14 protein-coding genes are annotated in these 21,290 nt (G+C 42.4%); 13 read left to right on the top strand and 1 reads right to left on the bottom strand.

All coding sequences use genetic code 11. The annotated features are described in order from the left end of the window. The first annotated feature begins 19 nt into the window (after nt 1-19). On the top strand, nt 20-5,014 hold the full coding sequence (locus tag JMX89_RS05575; protein WP_201551085.1) for a translocation/assembly module TamB domain-containing protein: 4,995 nt from the start codon (nt 20-22) through the stop codon (nt 5,012-5,014). 177 nt (nt 5,015-5,191) lie between these two features. Here JMX89_RS05575 and hemP read toward each other — a convergent pair whose 3' ends face one another. Next, the gene (hemP, locus tag JMX89_RS05570) at nt 5,192-5,356 is read right to left on the bottom strand and encodes a hemin uptake protein HemP (protein ID WP_020443783.1); all 165 of its coding nucleotides are present in this window, start codon (nt 5,354-5,356) and stop codon (nt 5,192-5,194) included. A 214-nt stretch (nt 5,357-5,570) separates the two neighbouring features. Here hemP and JMX89_RS05565 point away from each other — a divergent pair, with 214 nt between their 5' ends. The 12 genes from JMX89_RS05565 (at nt 5,571) to tadA (ending at nt 21,277) form a co-directional block, all read left to right on the top strand. Continuing rightward, nucleotides 5,571-6,653 carry an NUDIX domain-containing protein gene (locus JMX89_RS05565; RefSeq protein ID WP_201531241.1) on the top strand — a complete coding sequence of 361 codons (1,083 nt, stop codon included), beginning with the start codon at nt 5,571-5,573 and terminating at the stop codon, nt 6,651-6,653. 498 nt (nt 6,654-7,151) lie between these two features. Beyond that, the gene (locus JMX89_RS05560; RefSeq protein ID WP_201531242.1) at nt 7,152-8,258 is read left to right on the top strand and encodes a lipocalin family protein; all 1,107 of its coding nucleotides are present in this window, start codon (nt 7,152-7,154) and stop codon (nt 8,256-8,258) included. A gap of 345 nt (nt 8,259-8,603) precedes the next feature. Then, nucleotides 8,604-10,049 (top strand): glyceraldehyde-3-phosphate dehydrogenase, encoded by a 1,446-nt coding sequence (locus JMX89_RS05555; RefSeq protein ID WP_201531243.1) that lies wholly within the window; start codon nt 8,604-8,606, stop codon nt 10,047-10,049. Between the two features lie 280 nt (nt 10,050-10,329). Then, nucleotides 10,330-11,547, top strand: coding sequence for an Obg family GTPase CgtA (cgtA, locus tag JMX89_RS05550; RefSeq protein ID WP_201531244.1), 1,218 nt, complete (start codon nt 10,330-10,332; stop codon nt 11,545-11,547). 71 nt (nt 11,548-11,618) lie between these two features. Then, on the top strand, nt 11,619-12,791 hold the full coding sequence (gene proB / locus JMX89_RS05545; RefSeq protein ID WP_201531245.1) for a glutamate 5-kinase: 1,173 nt from the start codon (nt 11,619-11,621) through the stop codon (nt 12,789-12,791). A 127-nt stretch (nt 12,792-12,918) separates the two neighbouring features. Continuing rightward, entirely contained in the window at nt 12,919-14,055 is a 1,137-nt protein-coding gene (gene hemE, locus JMX89_RS05540) for a uroporphyrinogen decarboxylase (RefSeq protein WP_201531246.1), read from the top strand. Between the two features lie 92 nt (nt 14,056-14,147). Next, the gene (gene argC / locus JMX89_RS05535; RefSeq protein WP_201531247.1) at nt 14,148-15,215 is read left to right on the top strand and encodes an N-acetyl-gamma-glutamyl-phosphate reductase; all 1,068 of its coding nucleotides are present in this window, start codon (nt 14,148-14,150) and stop codon (nt 15,213-15,215) included. 103 nt (nt 15,216-15,318) lie between these two features. Next, nucleotides 15,319-16,203 carry a hypothetical protein gene (locus JMX89_RS05530; RefSeq protein WP_201531248.1) on the top strand — a complete coding sequence of 295 codons (885 nt, stop codon included), beginning with the start codon at nt 15,319-15,321 and terminating at the stop codon, nt 16,201-16,203. Between the two features lie 127 nt (nt 16,204-16,330). Further along, a complete protein-coding gene (locus tag JMX89_RS05525; RefSeq protein ID WP_011514003.1) occupies nt 16,331-16,738 on the top strand; it encodes an ATP-dependent Clp protease adaptor ClpS in 408 nt (135 codons plus the stop codon). Nucleotides 16,739-17,270: 532 nt separating this feature from the next. Beyond that, complete coding sequence (clpA, locus tag JMX89_RS05520) at nt 17,271-19,808, top strand: ATP-dependent Clp protease ATP-binding subunit ClpA (RefSeq protein WP_201531249.1); 2,538 nt, start codon at nt 17,271-17,273, stop codon at nt 19,806-19,808. Nucleotides 19,809-19,945: 137 nt separating this feature from the next. Beyond that, nucleotides 19,946-20,683: a uracil-DNA glycosylase gene (locus tag JMX89_RS05515; RefSeq protein ID WP_020443774.1), complete on the top strand. Its 738-nt coding sequence runs from the start codon at nt 19,946-19,948 to the stop codon at nt 20,681-20,683. After that, the gene (gene tadA / locus JMX89_RS05510) at nt 20,684-21,277 is read left to right on the top strand and encodes a tRNA adenosine(34) deaminase TadA (protein ID WP_201531250.1); all 594 of its coding nucleotides are present in this window, start codon (nt 20,684-20,686) and stop codon (nt 21,275-21,277) included. The last annotated feature ends 13 nt before the right edge of the window (nt 21,278-21,290 follow it).

The following is a 21,290-nucleotide window of genomic DNA, read 5'->3' as shown; positions in this document are numbered from 1 at the left end:
TTTAACGTAGTTGAGTGTCATGTCGACCAAAAATACCCTGCCTAATGAGCCATTAGATGAAGATCCAGCACAACGAGATGCCCGCGCCGTAAGACGTTGGTATCCAGTATCTTTTGTGCTCAAATTGCTGGTGCTGATTCTTATCGTGCTAGCGATTATGTTTGCCATCTTCTTATATGCGGCGGGTACTGAGTCAGGTACTAAGTTTATCTTAGGGAAAATCAGTGCAGAAACCGGTATTGAATTCAAATACGGTAGCGGCAATCTGCGCGAAGGTCTATGGCTCACTGATATCGATATTGTTGCCAATGAAGATCTTGAGATATTGGTAGATAAAGCTTATGTCAAAATAGGCTGGCGCGCCGTCTTTGCCAAAGAAGTGCACTTGCGTGATGCAGACATACAAACTATTGAGATTATCAATAAAAAACCGCCAACAGGCAAAGCTTTCGATTATAGAACCTTAAGCTTACCGGTCAATCTACGTTTCGATCATGCAAAAGTAAAAACCGTTATTTATAAGCAAGTAACCCGTGACCCCATTGTTGTGCATGATGTTGAAGCCCGTGATTTGACTTGGGTTGGCAGTATGGTGACGGTTGGTCGCGGTAGTTTGCAATATGGTGATATGGTTAAGGTCAGTGCTTTAGAGGGTCATGCCGATTTACAAGGCGACTATCCTTTAGATTTGAGTGCCATTGTAGAGGTCAGCGCTTTAGAAAAAGCCTATATTGACCCGCTGAACATCACCGTAACAGGCACGTTAAAGCGCACCGTTGGCAAGATCAGTAGCCGCTACAATGATGGTGCGGTTAGTGGCGACTTTGTGGTGCAAGGTTTGGATCCTGATGCGCCGTTTCAGGCAAAGCTTGAATGGGACGATATTCTGGTTCCTTATGCGGACAGTCAAAACATCCACTTAAAGAGTGGTATCGCCACCGCATCAGGTGTGATCTCAGAGATACGCCTGCGTATCAATACCGAATTGACCGCCAAAGACATTCCCTCAGGACAGTACCAAGGACGCGCCATTCTTGCCAATCGTCAGTTACGTGTCGATCGCTTAGATGCCGATGTTGCCGCTGGCAATTTGATATTACAAGGTATCTTGGATTGGAACGGCAGTTTTGATGCCAAGGTAAGAGCAAGCGGCAGTAATTTTGATGTGCGGCGCGTCATTCCTAAAAAATATGCAGCCTTTAAAGTATATGCTCCGCAAAAGTTAAACGGTCGATTGTCCCTTCATTATCAGCAAAAAAATAACGCAGGTAATATGGAACTGGATGCGGCATTACGTCAGCGTGATGGTGAGCGAGTCAATGCCAATATCGTCCGTGGCAAAACCTCAGCCAAATCTAAGCAAGTCGCGCCTTTGTATATTGATGCGAAATGGCAGAATCTTGTACGTAAAAATATCCCTAATATCGGCAACATTGATAGCCCTAGTGGACAAGCAAAGGTGATTGTCCGCGGCGCAAATCTTTCGGTCGATGGCAAAGCCATTATTAATGAGCTGAATGCTGCGCCCAAAGGCAATTACGATGTCAAGCTTCGTAAGGCTGGCAATATCATTGATATCAACCGCCTAAACTATAAAGGCGTAGTGGGCGATTTGTCAGGGACAGGTCAGATTCAATTAGCCACTAAAAAACGTCCGCTTACTTGGCAGATTGATGCACGTACTAATGGCTTATTGCCCAAGCAATACCGCAGTGATATACCGCTTGAGCGCCTAACTGGGCGTATCATTGCCCGCGGACGATTGCTGAATATCACTAAAAACCGTGTCAAAGGTCAGCGGCATATTATTAGTTTCAATAATACCGCTTTGCAGGCGCAGTTGGATGCCACGCAAAAAGGTCGTGCTATCGGCATTACTGGTGGCGGCGATGCCAGTGTTGATATTATCGGCGGTAAGCTATCGGTCTTTGATGCGCGTTTTGATGGTCAAATTGACACGGCTGATGTACCAAAAGGTCGCTTATCAATCGATGCCGCTGGTACGCCAAATCTGATCAGTGTTCGCAAGTTAAATTATAATGGCGAAGCAGGTGCGGTCAAAGCTAAGGGTGTCATCGACCTAAGAAAGAATATCGGTTGGACGCTAGATGGGCGCTTTGATAAGTTTAATTTGGGTTATTTCTTGCCCAATAATGCCGCCATTATTACTGGTGATTTAAAAACCACTGGCGAGTGGCAAAGTCCGCCAAAGAATAATGCTAAGGCAAAAGGCGCACTGAAAAACTTCGTCGTAAACTTTGATGGTGTCTTAGACGCTGAGCAATTGCCAGCAGGTAAACTGACTATTGATGCCAGTGGTAATGCACAGCTCATTCGCATCAAGCGTTTCCGACATGTGGGCGCAGCAGGCAGTATTGATGCTAAAGGCACCGTTGATGTGCGCCAAGGTCTTACTTGGGATGTTGATGCGGTCATGGATCGCTTTAATTTAGGTTATTTCTTCAAGGACATACCGAGTACGATTACCGGCACTATTGATACTAGTGGACGTTGGAGCGATACCCAACAGATGATTAATATCAAGCAAGTGAATTTGAATGGGATGTTAAAGGGTCAACCACTTAGCGCCAAAGGCAGCTTGATAGCCAAACTACATCTACCAAAAGACTTGGCAAGCTATTTCCAACGTTTGCAGAAGCAAGATGCGCAGGCACAATATAAGCAAGTGAACGCTTTGATCGAAAGCTTAAATGCCAATAATTTGGTACTGCGTTGGGGTAATAATTACATCACCGCTAATGGTAATGCTAAGCAGCTACAAGCCAAAATCAATATCACAAGCCTTGATCAGCTCTCAGACAAGCTTGGTGGTAAAGTCTCTGGCGGTGCTACCTTGTCACAGCCAGCAGGACAAGCATTGCCGACGATTTATGTTGATTTGGTTGGTGAGCGTATTACGCTACCAGGCTTTATATTACGTCAAGGTCGTATACGCGGTAAACTGGTTAACTTGGCAAACAGTCCAAGCCAGTTTATTATCACTGCCGAAGGCTTAGAAGCGGGGGGGCAAAATTTTAAAAACTTTAATGCAACCTTTAATGGTACTGAACAAGCTCACATAGTTGATTTTGATCTGCTTAATGAGAAGCTCAGTATCTCAGCAAGGCTTAAGGGTGGCTTTAATCGAGATAAGCTCAGCTGGTCAGGTGTTATTGGCAAGGGTCAAGTTAAGTCCAAATATGCAACCTTAAACCAATTGCAGCCAGCGCAGCTGATTGTTAATTTGCCTAAGAAGCAAGGTAAAAATAGCACAGAGCTAAAAGTACAGCTGGCGGCACATTGTTGGCAGGCGACTGATCAAACAGGAAAGCTCTGCTTACGTGAAAACCTCATTGCTTCAGCTGCCAGTGGTCAAGTTGATTTGGCGATACAAAAAATAGACACCTCACTATTTTCAGCGTTTTTACCAAAAGATATCGATTGGCATGGCAAGATTAACGGTAAAGCGATTGTTGGCTGGCAACGTGGTCGTCCACCAACGATTAATACCACGCTGTATTCTGACAACGGTAAAATTGGCTTGATTCAAGATGGTGATAGCTTGCCTGTCACCTTACCTTACAAGCGTATCTCGCTCATTGCTGTATCTGTACCAAATGGTCTAAAAATACGCTCAGATATCAATACGGGTGAAGGTGCTCGTGGTTATGCAGAAGTGATCGTCGATCCATATAAGACGCCCAAACCTATATCAGGTGCGTTGGTGCTCAATGAGCTTAATTTGGCTGTTTTTAAACCTTTCTTCCCTGGTATGCGCGTGCTCGAAGGCAACATCACTATGGCAGGTGGCTTGGGCGGCACACTGGATAAGCCACAGTTTTATGGCGATGTGAAGTTAGCGAATGGTCGAATGGCGATGCTTGATTTGCCGGTCAATTTGACCAAAGTGAATGCCACTGCCAAAATCCGTGGAACTCAAGCAACGATCGATGGTAGGTTCAATAGTGGTACAGGGAAAGGGACGGTTGCTGGTACTGTCAATTGGCAGCAAAAGTTACAGGCTAAGCTGAGTATAGATGGTAAAGGTTTGATATTGACCCAGCCGCCATTATTGGTGGCGAGTGTTGACCCTGATATCGATATTATCGTGCGTCCTTCCGATCGCTACGTCAATATCACTGGGGCAGTCAGTGTGCCATCAGCGACCATTCGTCCGCCAGAGGCCAGTGAAGATATTATTACTCAGACTGAAGACGCTGTCGTACTTGATCGTCGTCTTATCGGCAATATTGATGAGGTTTTAGCTATCTCTAAACCTTGGTCAATCAATGCTGATATCGGTATCGATTTGGGTAATGACATTAACTTCCGTGGTTTTGGTGCCGTGATTCCTCTAGCAGGTGCCATTCATGTCACGCAAAGTGGTACAGGCATCATGCGTGCAAAAGGGGTGGTACAGGTCTCACGTCGTACCAATATTAATGCTTTTGGTCAAAACCTAGAGCTTAACTATGGTCAAGTGCGCTTCAACGGCGATGTGATGAAACCGAGTTTAAGTATCGAAGCGGTCAAAAATATTAATGGTAAAACAGTCGGTGTCCGTGTCAAAGGTAATACTGAAAGCCCTAATATTATCGTTTTCAATAATGCGGGGCTTACGCAGCAGCAAGCGATGAATGCCTTGGTCACGGGTCGTATTAATAATCAAAGTGCTACTCAAATCAGTGAGCAAGGCTTTAAATCTCAAGTCACCAATAACTTAGCGGCCGCTGGACTGAGCTTTGGGCTGAGCGGCACACGTAATTTGACCAATCAAATCGGTCAAGCGTTTGGTTTCCAAAGCTTAACGGTTGATGCTTCGGGCAGCAGTGAAGATACCAACGTCAATGTCACCGGTTATGTGACCCCTGACTTATATATCCGCTATGGTGTGGGCGTTTTTAATGCGCAGAACAGCTTGTCGATACGTTACCAGTTGACCCGCCGTATCTATGTAGAGGCAACGTCAGCAGCAGAAAATGCCGTGGATGTGGTTTATAGTTGGCAGTTCTAAAGATTGTACTTAGATATCTACCCTCATATTTGCTGTGATTTTGGCAGATTGGCAGATTGGCAGATTGGCAGATTGGTTGACTGGAAATAACTATTTATAAATTAATCCATTATCGATATTTGATCAAATAAAAAACGCCTTTATGAAAAGGCGTTTTTTTATGAGCATTAAGAGAATTTACTTGGTTAAAATTAATCGATTATTACGTGTTAAGCGTAGGCGATATTCTTCGCCTTCATGTTCAATACGTACTTCTTTAGTCAAAGCAAACAAGTGCTGTGATTGCAAAGTAGGCAGACGGTTTTCACGGAAGTTCAAATGACGAGAGATTACAAGACTCATGGTAAATTCCTTTTGATAGCAAAGTAGCAAATATTCAAAACAATAAATACTAATAGAATATAATTTATTAACGATAATAATTATCATTTAGATTGAATAATTTTGCAAGCAAATTTATAAAATAAATAACAGCGATTATGTAAACTTATCTAACCGTTTTTTTTCATTCAAACAATTTTAGCCATCAATCTTAGTAGCATTAAAGGAAAATAGGATGACAGTTGAACAAAGTAACTCTATAAAAGACACTTCAATAACGACAGTCAATGTAGCGGTTGCCGTTATTCATTATAAGGATCAATATTTACTAGGATTTAGGGCGGCTTCTCAACACCAAGGGAACCGCTATGAGTTTGTAGGCGGAAAGATAGACGCTCATGAAACAGCAAAACAAGCACTGATACGAGAAGTTGCCGAAGAGACAGGCATCAGTATTGCTAATAATACGGCAGTTAAACTCGGTCGATTGCATCATGATTATGGTGATAAGCAGGTCTGCTTACAAGTTTACCGTATTGAAGTGACTGCACAACAATATGCACAATATAAAAACCTAAGCTATGGTCTAGAAGGTCAAAAGCTGACATGGGTAGAGAAGGCCGAGCTGCTAGCAGGACATTATGACTTGCCTGCTGCCAATAAGACAATCCTTGCATGGTTACAGCTGCCTATGCAGATAACAGTTACTTATCCATTATCGCATTTTGATGCTGCCTCTAATCCTATGGCAGCATGGTTACAGTATCATCATGAGCATATAACGGCTGGCGCTTGGGTTTATATACGGACAAAAACAGCAGGGACAGAAAACAGTATCAAGCAGCTATTACAACTACGTCCTGATATTCAAGCGATTACTCCTGACCACTTAGATATCGACAAAACAGACAATGTAGAAGCAAATAATCAAATAATAGCAAGTCATTTAACACAGACACAGCTTATGCAATGGTCAAGCGGAGTAGCTAAGGAGCCCATGTCGTACTCTGCCTTGTCTACAAGCTTGCCATTAATCGTTAGTTGTCATGATGTAGATAGCATCAATGCTGCCAATCAACTGGCGTATATTCGATTACAGCAGCAGTTGCCACCCGTTATCGGTATTTTCTTGGCACCTGTTGAGTGTACCCAAACCCATCCTGATACACCGGCATTAGGTTGGGATGCGTGGTCAAATTTAGCAAAATTAGCGGATATGCCAGTTATCGGCTTAGGTGGACTATCACCTATGATGTATAAACAAGCCGTGCTACATGGAGGCGTTGCTGTTGCTGGAATTCGCCAGTTTTTAAAATAGTTTTTGGTACTATTGTTACCCGCATTTTTATAATAATTTTGGGCATCAAGCTGCCATTTGAATACCGCTAAAACCAGAGTACGATAGGTCAAATAAAAAAATTCTCAGAGGAAAAATAGCACTAGATAAGTAATTGATTTGAATATTCTTTATCGGTTAATAAAAATGTAACTTCGCATATCTTATAAACAGAATTACTTACAAACCGTTGCGTTTTCCTACATTGCCACACTGTTTTGGTTAGGGATTTGCTATTACTATGAATCATTAATTATCGAAGGGCGCTAAATCAAGCTTTTATAGACTTACTAACTGTTAAGACTTTTAATGACTATGATGTTAAAAGTAATAGCCAATTTAACTTCCATTCATTTTTTGTTGTAGGGCCAGTGGGTGAAAATCATTTTGTGCCGCTCTTATAAATAACAATGGTATGAATAAATGCCTATAAGTAGATAGATCGCTCCTAATAATCACTGTTAATAAAATGGTATCCCTATGAAAACCAATAAGTTACCGAAGTCAGTATGGTCTGATTCTGAGGCAGCTGGTTCTCAATCACCGCATACTGACCAGCTACCTAAGTATCAGATGAATAAAGATCAGGCAACACCAGCAGGTAATATTGACCGTGCCAGTAATGACGCCAGCTATAATAATGTAGGTTTCAGTGAAGAATATTTAGAAACTCTGGCACAAGATATGTCACAACAAACCAGCTTTTTTGATTATAAATGTGTCAAAAAAACTCATGTAAGTGTACTTAACTCTAATTTAATTGATAACAGCACCTTTAACGCCAGTACAGCTGAAGTTGATTGTATTAAGACAAGTATCTTCAAAGAATTTGAGCAATCCATAGTCGAGACACCTCACATTATGTCTCCTAAAAATGCAGCAAGCGTTGCAGAGATACCAGAGCGTATATTTATGAATGGTCTTATTAAGCATACTGGAATAGCCTTAGCTATTATCATACCGTTAGCAGCATTTTCTGCTTATGCAGCGACACCGCCTATGGCTCAAGCGGTTGCTAGCAAGCACATGACCAACGCAACGGCAGAGGTGCTCACGGTTAAACCTAGCAGTATTATTCATAAATCTGCTAATACACCGACTACGGTAGATAGCGTTGATCTCAATAAATATGCTGGTACTTGGTATGAGATCGGTCGTTTGCCGATGTATTTTCAGCGCAACTGTGCCAGCGATGTGACGGCTAATTATGTTGAAAAAACTGATGGTTCAGGTATCAAAGTTATCAATCAGTGTAAGGCTGAAGATGGCTCGAACATTATTGCTGAAGGCTTAGCAAAACCTGCTGATGCGACAGGAAGCAAACTAAAAGTTACCTTTTTGCCATCGTGGATTCGTTGGTTACCGGTAGGGCGAGCTGACTATTGGGTATTGGCACGTGATCCTGATTATAAAACTGCTCTGGTTGGTACACCTGATAAAAAGTATTTATGGCTGCTGGCTCGTTCGCCAAACGTAAGCCAAGAGACTTATGCCAAATACCGTCAAATTGCCCAGCAACAGGGTTATGATTTGAAAGAATTTAAATTAACGTCGCAGAGTAAGCAGACGGTGGATTTGATTCCATAAAAGTCTGATAATGGTTTATATTGCCTTTATTTACCATGGCTCTTGTATTTAGCATTGTTTAAGTGGATTGATAATAAGGCAGCATAATATGCTGCCTTTATCGTAATAACCCGTTTTATTATGCTAAATCGGTAGTCATAAACTAGCTTGTGACTCATACAAATTTGTTATCACTAGCAAAATAAGGCGTTTTAAGCTAAAATCTAGCTTATCTACAGACTCCTATGACAATAATCGATGACAGCAGTCGTCTGTTAGCATATCTGAGTGAGTACATAGACTGTATATACCCTATTCAATAATATTTCTTCCTATTTTACTGATTCCCCAATACTGACCATAAGGATGTTTCTCGTGAGTAACGCTGATACCTTACGCCAATTACATCAAGACCATTTGAGCAACTATAACACCCAGGAGCAACAAGCGATTGAGCTCATGGGGCTATTGAACAAGCTCTACAATGAGCAAGATGTGCAAGTGACTTTATTTGGTGATACGCTAGATAGCAATTCCGTGGGTCAAATATTGGCACTGCATCAAAAAGTTGCTTTGCGTGATCAAGGTGCTCATGCGATTGATATCGCTGATACTTTAGCGATGGTTAAAGTGTTAGCAGAGAATAAAAACCTGCCAGCCGTCCGTATTGATGTTGGTCAGCTAATCGCTAATGACAGTGATATTCAATCGGCATTACAGTCTGTTGATAATACTAAAGCGGCTATCAATGGCGCAGCAGATGTGGTGCTATATGGTTTTGGTCGTATCGGTCGTATCCTAACTCGTTTATTGTTATCGCAAGCCTCAAGTGCAAAAGGCATGCAGCTAAAAGCCATCGTAGTACGGCCCGCAGCAGCAGGCGACTTGGCTAAGCGTGCGTCATTGCTAGAGCGCGATTCGATTCACGGTAGTTTTGCAGGCGGCGTGATTGTTGATGATGAAAACAATGGTTTGATCATTAATGGTCGCTTTGTACAAATTATCTATGCCAAAGACCCAAGCGAGATTGATTATACGGCTTATGGTATTAACGATGCATTGGTCATTGATAATACGGGTATCTGGAAAGATGAAGCTGGTCTTGGTAAGCATTTACAATCGACTGGTGTGAAAAAAGTGCTATTAACGGCACCTGCTGGCGGTGAGATTAAAAACGTTGTATATGGCGTAAATAATGATACGGTCGGCGATGACACTATCGTTAGTGCGGCGAGCTGTACTACTAACGCAATTACCCCGACGTTAAAAGTATTAAATGATGAATATGGTATCGAAAATGGTCACGTTGAAACCATTCACTCGTTTACCAATGATCAAAATTTAATTGATAATTATCATAAAGCGGATCGCCGTGGTCGTAGTGCGGTATTGAACATGGTTATCACCAGTACTGGTGCAGCAAAGGCAGTTGGGAAAGCGCTACCAGAGCTTAGCGGTAAATTGACGGGTAATGCCATTCGTGTACCGACACCAAACGTTAGCTTAGCGATTTTAAATCTAAATCTTAAAACAGCGCCCGCTAGTGCCGACGCGTTAAATGAATTTATGCGCAAAATTTCAAATAGTAGCCAGTGGCAAACACAAATTGCTTATACGGATTCTACAGAAGCGGTATCAACGGATTTTGTCGGTGATACACATGTAGGTATCGTTGATGCCCAAGCGACTATTTTGACCGATAATCATGCTATCGTTTATATCTGGTATGACAATGAAGTGGGTTATAGTACGCAAGTATTACGTTTGGCAACGCAAATGGCAGGTATCAGTTATGCGCAGATTCCAGCTTAATACGTTTGTATAGCAGCAATGACTCGGTCATAATGCTTTGATTCAAAGAGCAGAGCGATGGTCATTAGTTATATAAAGAAACGGATATGGTTTTAGCGGTAATATCTACAGCACCCGATAGTCCGATTGGTTATCGGGTGTTATTGTCATAAATAAAGCAATGATGTAGAGCAATATTGACGAAAGTCTGCCATTTTTTTAAAAGATAACTATAGGCAAAAGAAGCAGTCTATGACTGTCATTAAGCTTATAAACTAGAGTATAAATAAAGGAAAGTAAGATGCGATTTATTGATGAAGCCGTCGTAACGGTAAAAGCAGGTGACGGTGGTAACGGAATCGCCAGTTTTCGCCGAGAAAAATATGTCCCGCGCGGTGGTCCTGATGGTGGTGATGGTGGCAAGGGCGGCGATGTTTATGTCATTGCAGAGGATAATACCAACACCTTAGTTGATTATCGTTATACCCGTCGTCATGACGCTATGCGTGCTGAGAACGGTCATAGTAGAAACTGTTCAGGCAAAGGCTCTGATGATCTTTTCTTACCAGTGCCTATTGGTACGACGGTCGTTGATACCGAGACAGATGAAGTGTTGGGTGATTTGATTGAAATTGGTCAGACTTTACTGATTGCCAAAGGCGGCGATGGTGGTTTGGGTAATACCCATTTCAAAAGCTCTACCAACCAAGCGCCGCGTAAAGCGACGTCAGGTTTTGAAGGTGAGCTAAAAGTTCTTAAGTTTGAGCTAAAAGTAGTGGCTGATGTTGGCTTAATTGGTTTACCTAACGCAGGAAAATCGACCTTTATCCGCCAAGTCTCTGCTGCTAGACCAAAAGTAGCTGATTATCCATTTACCACGCTGGTTCCTAATCTGGGTGTGGTTGATATTGGTCGTCATCGCTCTTTTGTTATGGCCGATATTCCAGGCTTGATCGAAGGTGCCTCAGAAGGTGCTGGACTTGGTATTCGCTTTTTAAAGCATGTCGCTCGTACGCGTCGTCTGTTACACTTGGTTGATATCAAGCCTATCGATGGCAGCGACCCGGTCGAAAACGCTCGCGTTATCTTAAATGAGCTTGAGCGTTTTTCACCTGAACTGGCCAATTTGCCACAGATTTTGGTATTAAACAAAATCGATCAAGTGCCTGAAGAAGAGTTAAATGAGCTTTGTACCCATATTGTGGCAGAGCTTGGCTGGACAGGTATCGTTTTCCGTACCGCCACTCTAACAGGTGAAGGCGTTGATGCCATTAAGTACCACTTGATGAATGAGATTGAACGCGAACGCGAACGTGAAATCGAAGATCCTATCTTTGCTGATGCACAAAAAGCACGATTTGAGCGTCTAGAAGCAGAAGTTCGTCTAAATACGGAAGCTCAGCGTGAAGCGTATCGTGCTGCTCGTAAAGCGGCGCGTGAAGGTACGGATTTGTCGGATGACGATTTTGATGATAGCGATGACGATGATGATGGCGTCGAAGTATTTTACGCTCCTTAATCTGATTGGTCTTTGCACATATTTTTTAGATGTATCCCCATGATTAATTTACCATAGCAACAGGAGTTTATATGGCAGTTGGCATAGAGAACACGATAGAAGAAGCAAGGTTTGTTGAGCAAGCTCGTAACTTTGATATTCAGCGCGTTATTGTCAAGATTGGCTCATCGTTATTAACCAATAATGGTCGAGGGCTTGATCGAACTGCCATTTACGAATGGGCAAAGCAGATCGCTGAACTCCATAAGCAAGGCGTAGAGGTGCTGCTCGTATCTTCAGGTGCTGTTGCTGAAGGGGTGGTGCGTATGAATCTTGAGGAGCGTCCTAAAAAACTGGCGGCATTACAAGCTTGTGCATCTGTCGGACAGATGGGTTTGATTGAAACTTGGTGGTCAGCATTGATTCAGCACGGTATTCAAAGCTCACAGTTACTGCTGACGCATGATGATTTGTCTAACCGTAGTCGCTATCTTAATACTACTGGTGCGCTTACGCAGCTACTAGAATGGCGTGTGCTGCCGGTCATTAATGAAAATGATACCATTACTATTGATGAGATTAAGTTTGGTGACAACGATACTCTAGGTGCGATGGCAGCGGCGATGGTCAATGCCGACTTGTACATTATCTTAACTGATCAAGAAGGTGTCTTTACTGACAATCCACGCCACAACCCTAATGCCAGAATGATCCGTCAAGAGCGTGCGATGGCTGATTATTTATTTGATATTGCAGGTGATGGTGGCAAGTTGGGTCGTGGTGGTATGTTGACCAAAATTCGTGCTGGTCGTCTTGCTGCTATGGGTGGCTGTCCGACGGTGATTGTGAGTGGCGCTATTGATGATGTGATTACTCGAGTGGTATCAGGCGAAGCAGTTGGTACCTTATTGACCACCAATGATCAAGACAAAATTATTGCTCGCAAACAGTGGCTTGCCGCGCATCTGCGTATGTCAGGCTCTTTAATTGTTGATGCAGGTGCAGCAAAAGCGGTGGTCGAACATCAAAAAAGCTTATTGCCAGTTGGCGTGTCTGAAGTGCGTGGGGATTTTGATGAAGGCGATGTGGTCGAAATCGTCCATCAGGATACTGGTGAGCGTATCGCCGTTGGTCAAGTCAACTTCTCTTCTCGCGATGCCTGCCGCGTTGCTCGTGAGCGTACTGAGCAGTTCGATCGTATCCTTGGTAACAATGAAGAACGTGTCGTCATGGTACACCGTGATAACTTAGCATTGACGATGTAAAAAAATTAATATCTATAGAGCTATAAGTATCTTGATAACAAGCGCTTTGCTATTTTTTCCTTTAACGTAATTTATCCAGTGTTATATGCGCTTTGGTGACATATAGTGCTGTTTTGGAGATTTGTACATGAGTGCTTCAGACAATAATAATTCGCTTGAGCAAAAATTTGCGCCTTTGAAAAATGATAGATTGCTACGAGCACTTCGTTTTGAGCCGATCGATACCACACCTGTCTGGATGATGCGTCAAGCTGGTCGTTATTTACCAGAGTATAAAGCGACCCGTGCTGAAGCAGGTGATTTTATGAGCCTGTGTAAAGATACCGCGCGTGCGACAGAAGTCACCTTACAGCCATTACGTCGTTATGATTTAGACGCGGCTATTTTGTTCAGTGATATATTGACCATTCCTGATGCCATGGGGTTGGGTCTCTATTTCGAAGCGGGTGAAGGTCCTAAGTTCAAACATCCTATTCGCCAGCAAGCTGATTTGGATAGATTGCCTGTGCTCGATGTTAATGATTCTCTTGACTACGTAATGCGTGCGGTAACCAGTATTCGTACCGCGCTCAATGGGCAAGTGCCGTTATTTGGCTTTTCTGGTAGTCCTTGGACACTAGCCACTTATATGATTGAAGGTGGTAGCTCAAAGGATTATCGCTATACCAAAGGCTTTTTGTATAGCAATCCTGAGTTTTTACATCAGTTATTAGATAAATTAGCGACGTCAGTGATTGATTACCTCGATGCGCAAGTCATGGCAGGCGCACAGATACTACAAATATTTGATAGTTGGGGCGGCGCGCTTGGTCATCGTCAATTTATTGATTTCTCACATGCTTATAATAAGCGTATTGTCGCTGAGCTAAAGGTACGTCATCCTGAAATACCGGTAGTATTATTTACTAAAGGCGGCGGGCTATGGCTTGATGTGCAAGCAGATAGTGAAGCGGATGCGTTGGGTCTAGACTGGACAATGCCGATTGATCGTGCCCGTCAAGTTTTGACCGAAAGTCAGCGTCAGTTAACCAAGCACCATAAAAAACTACAAAGTAGCAAAGCCATTCAGGGTAATTTAGACCCAGCAACTTTGTACGGCTCTCCAGCGACTATCCGTGCTGAAGTCAATGCGATGCTCGATAGTGCTTATGCCAATGGTGAAAAGACCGGTTATGTTGCAAACCTAGGTCATGGCATTACCCAGTGGGTCAATCCTGACAATGCCAAAGTGTTTATCGATGCAGTACATGATTATAAAATCTAAAAAGTACGATTTGAGATATGTTCTTATTTATTTGACTGAGTTTATATCTCATATTTATTAAGTAATAGTAAAGTAGCAGAAAAGGATATCTTATGATTTCAGCAGCGATTGTCGGTGGGACAGGTTATACAGGTATTGAGTTGATACGTCTATTATCTGCCCATCCTAAAGTGTCTATTGATTTGTTGACCTCCCGTAGCGAAGCGGGCACTCGCGCTGATGAGATATTCCCAAGTTTACGCGGTATCTCAGATATTGTGTTTAGTGATCTAGGGGAGGAGACGCTAACGACGTTGCAAAAATGTGATGTGGTGTTTTTTGCCACGCCGCATGGCGTTGCAATGAAGCAAGCAGAGGCTTTGACTCAAGCTGGGGTAAAAGTCATTGATTTGGCGGCAGATTTTCGTTTGCAGTCATTGAGCGAGTTTGAGCACTGGTATCAACAACCACATGTTTGTCCTGAGTTATTAAAAGCTGCCGTCTACGGCTTGCCTGAAGTCAATCGCGCCAAAATTGCTGAGGCATTGGTGGTTGGCAACCCAGGTTGCTATCCGACTACAGCTATCTTGGGTTTAAAGCCGATAATTGAAGCGCAAAATAAGCAATCTAAACAGTTTATTGAATCACGCATTGTTATCGATGCCAAATCTGGTGTTTCTGGCGCTGGTCGCCAAGCCAGTCTTGCACTTAACTATGCTGAAAGCACAGACAATTTTAAAGCATACAGCGTTGAAGGTCATCGCCATTTGCCAGAGATTGAGCAAGGTGTTGCCCAGTTACTAGACAGTCAGTTTAACCATCGTATTCGTTTTTTGCCGCATCTGGTACCGATGATACGCGGTATGTTGAGCTCTATCCATATGGAGCTGACCGATGCAGGTGCTTTAGTGGATTGGCAACAGGTATTTGAGCAAAGCTATGCATCAGAACAATTTATAGATGTTATGCCAAAAGGGCTGTATCCCGATACCCGTAGTGTGCGCGCTAGCAATCGATTGCGTATTGCTGTTCATCAAGACAATGAGCGTGCCGAATTAACGGTCATTGTCGTACAAGACAATTTAGTCAAAGGGGCAGCTGGGCAAGCAGTACAAAACATGAATGTCATGTTTGGACTTGATGAGTCTCTTGGTTTAAATTTTGCGCCCATTGTTCCTTAACAAATGTTTAGTTGTGATTAAATTATCCTCATTTATGATACTAGGTATTGATTATAAATTCCGCTATAATAACTTGCCTTTCCTGTTAAGAGATACTGCCTAAATGCGTTTTAAGAGTGTACTACGCTTTTGCTCACCGCCAGCACGCCCATCGTGCCAAGACTCTGTTTCGTATAAATTGGAGCGTAGCTTACATTGTTCATCTCTAAATACTGAAACTCAGCGTAGTGTTATGAAGCATTACAGCATTGCTTGCTCGCAGCAGGGCGCTTCCACATTGGTGTTAGCGTTATTTGTGATTGCGATATTGGTGACAGCAATTGTCGCATTAGTATTTGGTCACAAACTTGGTTATCAACGTGGCTATTATTCAATGCAAAATGAAACCCAGCAAGCAGTCATTACCAGCAAAGAGTCGCTCCAAGAGCTAAAAGATTTACGCGTCAGTCATAAAATAGCGACCAATGAAGTTGCTACTTCTAAACAAGAATTAGAAATAAGTTTGGCAAACTTAAAAGAGTTACGCGAAAATCAGCAAGCCATCATGGTTGAAAATAGACAGGTAGCGCAGCTCAATGACCTCTATGCTGAGATTGTGAGTGAGAAGGGCGGCATGCCTTTACAGATACTAGGCGCAAAGATTGAGCCCTTACCTGAAAATGCCTTTGAATATGGTTTCGATATAGGTATGCTCGCAAGTGATGGTAAAGCCAAACGTTTGAATCCAACGCTGACTTTGCTTGATGATGATGATTTTGTAGAAGTGCCATTAGAACCCGTCAGCTACACTATTGAAGGCGTGACGCGTATACGTGGTCGCTTTACAATGCCAGCGGGTTTCAAGCCATTGCAAATCAAGCTAAATCTAAAAGCCGCTGGTCAAGAAGTCGAGCAGCTGTATGATTGGAAGCTTGGTGCTAAAGTTGATAATATGCCATTATCACTGTTAGATTTGCCAGACGTCGATGAAAGTCCTATTGAGCCTTAAGTCTTATTGAGCATTAGTTGTCGTAGCTGCTAGCCAGATATCTATTGTTACCCCTTATTTTTAACGATTTGATAGTCTCTTAAAGATAACCATTCATTAAACCTACTGATTCATCTGTATTCCAATTATGATAAAACAAACGATAGCAAGAGCGACGCCAATTACATCAGATTGGCACTTTCCACATATACCCATGCGTCTTGCGCAAGTGGGTGAGCCTGAAGGTGAAACAGCCCCACAGGCTGATGTATTGGTAGCAGAGCCGGAAGTCGCCAAGCCGCCTATGTATGCTGTGGTGATGTATAATGATAATTACACGCCGATGGAATTTGTCGTCTATATTTTACAATCTGAATTTCGTCATAGTATGGATTCGGCCGTTGAGATTATGTTGACGATTCATAATAGCAGCAAAGGTATTGCTGGTATTTATCCTAAAGATATTGCTGAGACCAAGGCCAAAAAAGTTAACAGTCTGGCACATCGTGAAGGCTATCCATTATTGACCCAAATCGAACCGCATCAAGGCGAGTAAAGCCTTACTCTAATTCTTGATGACGTATGTTTCTCTCAAGTTCACTATATTTTAACTATATATCTTTAATATTTTCAATAAAATATTTTCTTCTAGTGTTTTTAGAGCAAGTTTATTTAAGCACAAACTTGCTCTGCACCTCTCTTTTTTAAACTAGCTTAGACTTTCTTATATAACCGCTTTTCTCATTACTGCCTGTATTTATTCTCTTTTTACATTATTCAAATTCTTGAATTGTCTGTAGCTTTAGTACATGCGCTCTATTATTGTTGAATGAATATTATCATTGAAAAATGGTCTAGGGACACTTCGATACATTTTAGTATGTGTTAATAGATTGACTATATCTGAGTATCATGTTGAGATAAAGACAAGTGAGGATCATAGCCAAGCCATAGAAGCCATTATTTAACAGCGTCATTTAATAATACTCATATTGCCCTTGAACAATCCATCTACCGCCCTGATTTACTTACTAACTCATTCATAAAGCTATCAATTATAAAGATAGGTATAACCGTAGGAAGTCGTTATGTTAAGTCGTCATCTTGAAGTTTCTTTGCGTTTAGCAATGACACTTGCGCGCCAAAAATCGCATGAGTATCTCACTGTTGAACATCTTTTACTGGCACTCTTAGAAAATACGCACGCTGCCAACACATTGACGGCCTGTAATGCAAATGTCTCAGCACTACGTACTGAGCTTGAGGCTTATATTAATAAGCATACTCCAACGGTCGATCCTGATACTGAGCAATCCCCGCAGCCGACCCAAAGCTTCGATCGTATTCTACAACGGGCAATTTTTCATGTGCAGTCTATTGGTGGCGGTCGTTTGGTTGAAGGGTCGGATATTCTGGTGTCAATGTTTTCAGAACATGATACTTATGCGGTTTATTTGCTCAAAAAACAGGGCATCAGTCGTCTTGAGCTGACTCAGTATCTATCACATGGTCAAGATAAAGATGAGGCATCTGAGCCGCGTGCTTCTATGACGGGCGAGCGCCGTAGTAGTGCCTCAGAAAAAACCAGTAAAGATCCATTGGTTGAGTTTGCGACCAATTTAAATCAGCGTGCTGCTGAAGGTAAAACAGATCCATTGATTGGGCGAGGTCCTGAGATTGAACGCGCCGCGCAAGTTTTGTGTCGCCGCCGCAAAAATAATCCACTATTGGTCGGTGAGCCGGGTGTTGGTAAAACCTCTATTGCTGAAGGGTTGGCGTGGTTGATTATCAATGATAAAGCCCCGAAACCACTGAATGGTTGCGTGATTTATAGTCTTGATATTGGTTCATTGATTGCGGGTACTAAATATCGCGGCGATTTTGAAAAACGTATGAAATCGCTATTAGATGCATTGAAGAAAAAACCCAATGCTATCTTGTTTATTGATGAGATTCATATGATTATTGGCGCTGGCTCATCAATGAGCAGTAATATGGATGTGTCCAACCTGATTAAGCCAGCACTTGCCAATGGTGAACTGCGTTGTATCGGTTCAACCACTTTTACTGAATACCGTCAAGTGTTTGAAAAAGACCATGCCTTATCGCGTCGCTTCCAAAAAATCGACGTGAAAGAGCCAAGTGTTGATGATACGATTGATATTTTGCGTGGTCTTAAACCGCGGTACGAAGAGTTCCATAATGTTGTCTATACTGATGAAGCACTGGTTACTGCCGTTCAATTGTCAGCGAAACATATCCATGAGCGTTTTTTGCCGGATAAGGCCATTGATGTTATTGATGAGGCTGGCGCTTATAAGCGTTTAGGGGTTGTGGCTGATGCAGACGATATAGAAGCGGAAGAAAGTTTCATTGCTGATATAGAGCAAGAGTTTGATGCACAGATTGAGGCTGATATCGACGGTCTCGACAGTGATACTTATAGTGATAACGAAATGCAGGATGAGGCAGATATTGCAAAAGCCAATGATCGTGCAAAATCGTCTGTTGATAAGAAAGCAAAAGGAAAGCGCGCTCCGATAAAAATTGATGTAGCAGATATCGAAGCGATTGTTGCTAAGCTTGCACGTATTCCGCCCAAGTCAGTATCTAGTGATGATAAGAGTATTCTTCAGCATCTAGATCGCGACCTTAAGCATCTAGTATTTGGGCAAGATGAAGCGATTGCGACTCTAGCAGATGCGATTAAGCTGTCTCGTGCTGGTCTGAAAGCACCAGATAAGCCAATCGGCTCATTCATGTTTGCTGGTCCGACAGGGGTTGGTAAAACGGAAGTTTCTCGTCAATTGGCAAATCTGTTGGGTGTTGAGCTGGTGCGCTTTGATATGTCAGAGTATATGGAAGCACATACTGCCTCACGTTTGATTGGTGCGCCTCCAGGTTATGTGGGTTATGATCAAGGTGGTCTATTGACTGAAAAAATCAATCAGCATCCTCATTGTGTGTTATTGTTTGATGAGATCGAAAAAGCGCATCCGGATGTCTTCAACTTGTTATTACAAGTGATGGATCACGGTACATTGACAGATAATAATGGTCGGGTTGCTATCTTTAAGCAGGTCATTGTTATTATGACGACCAACGTCGGTGCTGAGAGTATCAGTCGATCTTCTATGGGCTTTACCCAGCAAGATCATAGCCGTGACAATACAGAATCACTCAAGCGTGTGTTTACTCCGGAATTCCGTAACCGTCTTGATGCTATTATCCAGTTTAATCCGCTTGATACCTCAGTCGTTGTATCCGTGGTTGATAAATTCTTGGTTGAGCTACAGGTACAACTTGACGATAAGCAAGTTACTTTAGAGATTGATGATGAGGTACGTGATTATCTGGCAGCTAAAGGCTATGATCGCTTAATGGGCGCACGTCCAATGCAGCGCCTGATTCAAGACGAAATCAAAAAGCCTCTGGCAAATATGATTCTATTTGGTGATTTAGTGAATGGTGGGGTTGTACATTTAACCTTGGAGCCAGAGGCATCAGATGGTGATACTGTGAAGCTTGATAAGTCGTCAGATAAAGGGTCAGCGGATAGCCGTATTATATTGACTGTTGTTGAGACTCATGAGCCACGTCCAGACTCCGAATCATTAGCCAGTTAAGTTATTTTTCGCACTATGATAAAAACGGTTACTGCGGTAACCGTTTTTTTATTGCTAATATATATGACAACGCAACCCTAATATTTTGTTAATATCAACCTTAACGCATCCTGATAACAAATAAAAAAGGATTCATCATGGAATTATTTGACGTACAACCCACAAAAACAGTCGCGCAAAAGCAAGCGATTCTCGACAATGTACGCTTGCCAGAAGATTGGAAGCAGGCGTTGTCAGAAGAATTAACTTCTGACAATATGGATAGCTTGCGAGCTTTTTTAAAAGAAGCCTATCAGTCAGAGGATGGTATTTATCCTCCAGCACAGCTGATATTTAATGCGTTTAATTTAACACCTTTATCACAGGTGAAAGTTGTTATCTTAGGGCAAGATCCTTATCATCGTCCTGGACAGGCAATGGGGCTGTCCTTTTCTGTCCCTAAAGTTATCCCAAAGCCACCGTCACTTAACAATTTATTGAAAGAGATGGCCGACGATATTGGTATCAAACCTTCAGCACATGGTGATTTAACGTATTGGGCACAGCAAGGCGTATTATTGTTAAATAGCTCTTTGACAGTAAGAGAAGGCGAACCAAACAGTCATCAAAATCAAGGCTGGGAGAAGTTCACTGATGCGGTTATTGATGTTATTAATGAGCAGACTGAACATACTGTTTTTATTTTATGGGGCAGTAAAGCTCAGAAAAAAGGCAAGTATATCAATACTGATAAACATCTGATTTTAACGGCAGTACACCCATCACCACTTGCTGCTAATCGTGGTGGTTTTTTTGGTTCTAAGCCGTTTTCAAAAACCAATGATTATCTGGTGCAATATGGTCAAACGCCTATCGACTGGCAATTACCACAGTAAATGAAAAATTTTCTAAACACTAATTTATTACCTTACCAGCTAATACATAGTCCATTTACTAATGGTAATCCGCTGATAAGTGAGCAGATTAAAACAGCTCTATTTTGGTCAGTTGAGGATATCAAGTGGATGACAGAGGCGCTAAAACTTGCCAAGCAAGGCGCTGAGAGAGAAGAGGTGCCAGTAGGAGCTGTCTTGGTACATAACCAGCATATTATTGGTCAGGGGTTTAATGAGCCGATTGGACGCTGTGATGCGACGGCTCATGCTGAAATCGTAGCGTTAAGAGATGCTTGTACACGCTTAAAGAATTATCGCTTGCCCCTAAAGACGACCTTATATGTGACTTTAGAACCCTGTACCATGTGCATGGGTGCGATGATTCATGCACGTGTAGATAGGCTAGTATATGCAGCGCATGAGCCGAGAGCAGGGATGCTTGGTAGTCAAATGAACTTGGCTGAACAGCCTTTTTATAATCATCGTATGCAAGTCGATGCAGGCTTGTGCCGTGAGCACAGCAGCCAGATGCTCAAAGATTTTTTTCGTCAGCGCAGAAAAGCGGCAAAAGCTAAGTGTAACAGCAGTGATTAACAAGATATGATTC

It is taken from the genome of Psychrobacter sp. DD43 (assembly GCF_904846555.1).
GTDB classification, from domain to species: domain Bacteria; phylum Pseudomonadota; class Gammaproteobacteria; order Pseudomonadales; family Moraxellaceae; genus Psychrobacter; species Psychrobacter cryohalolentis.
The sequence above is the reverse complement of the archived record's forward strand: the minus strand, read 5'-3'. Positions and strand labels throughout refer to the sequence as shown.

Bases quoted from the DNA above. Each gene is read 5' to 3' on its own strand.
- JMX89_RS05555 (WP_201531243.1), top strand. From the start codon at position 8,604: ATGTTTCTCGTGAGTAACGCTGATACCTTACGCCAATTACATCAAGAC.
- cgtA (WP_201531244.1), top strand. From the start codon at position 10,330: ATGCGATTTATTGATGAAGCCGTCGTAACGGTAAAAGCAGGTGACGGT.
- JMX89_RS05565 (WP_201531241.1), top strand. From the start codon at position 5,571: ATGACAGTTGAACAAAGTAACTCTATAAAAGACACTTCAATAACGACA.
- JMX89_RS05525 (WP_011514003.1), top strand. From the start codon at position 16,331: ATGATAAAACAAACGATAGCAAGAGCGACGCCAATTACATCAGATTGG.
- JMX89_RS05530 (WP_201531248.1), top strand. From the start codon at position 15,319: ATGCGTTTTAAGAGTGTACTACGCTTTTGCTCACCGCCAGCACGCCCA.
- tadA (WP_201531250.1), top strand. From the start codon at position 20,684: ATGAAAAATTTTCTAAACACTAATTTATTACCTTACCAGCTAATACAT.
- argC (WP_201531247.1), top strand. From the start codon at position 14,148: ATGATTTCAGCAGCGATTGTCGGTGGGACAGGTTATACAGGTATTGAG.
- JMX89_RS05515 (WP_020443774.1), top strand. From the start codon at position 19,946: ATGGAATTATTTGACGTACAACCCACAAAAACAGTCGCGCAAAAGCAA.
- hemE (WP_201531246.1), top strand. From the start codon at position 12,919: ATGAGTGCTTCAGACAATAATAATTCGCTTGAGCAAAAATTTGCGCCT.
- JMX89_RS05575 (WP_201551085.1), top strand. From the start codon at position 20: ATGTCGACCAAAAATACCCTGCCTAATGAGCCATTAGATGAAGATCCA.
- proB (WP_201531245.1), top strand. From the start codon at position 11,619: ATGGCAGTTGGCATAGAGAACACGATAGAAGAAGCAAGGTTTGTTGAG.
- JMX89_RS05560 (WP_201531242.1), top strand. From the start codon at position 7,152: ATGAAAACCAATAAGTTACCGAAGTCAGTATGGTCTGATTCTGAGGCA.
- clpA (WP_201531249.1), top strand. From the start codon at position 17,271: ATGTTAAGTCGTCATCTTGAAGTTTCTTTGCGTTTAGCAATGACACTT.
- hemP (WP_020443783.1), bottom strand. From the start codon at position 5,356: ATGAGTCTTGTAATCTCTCGTCATTTGAACTTCCGTGAAAACCGTCTG.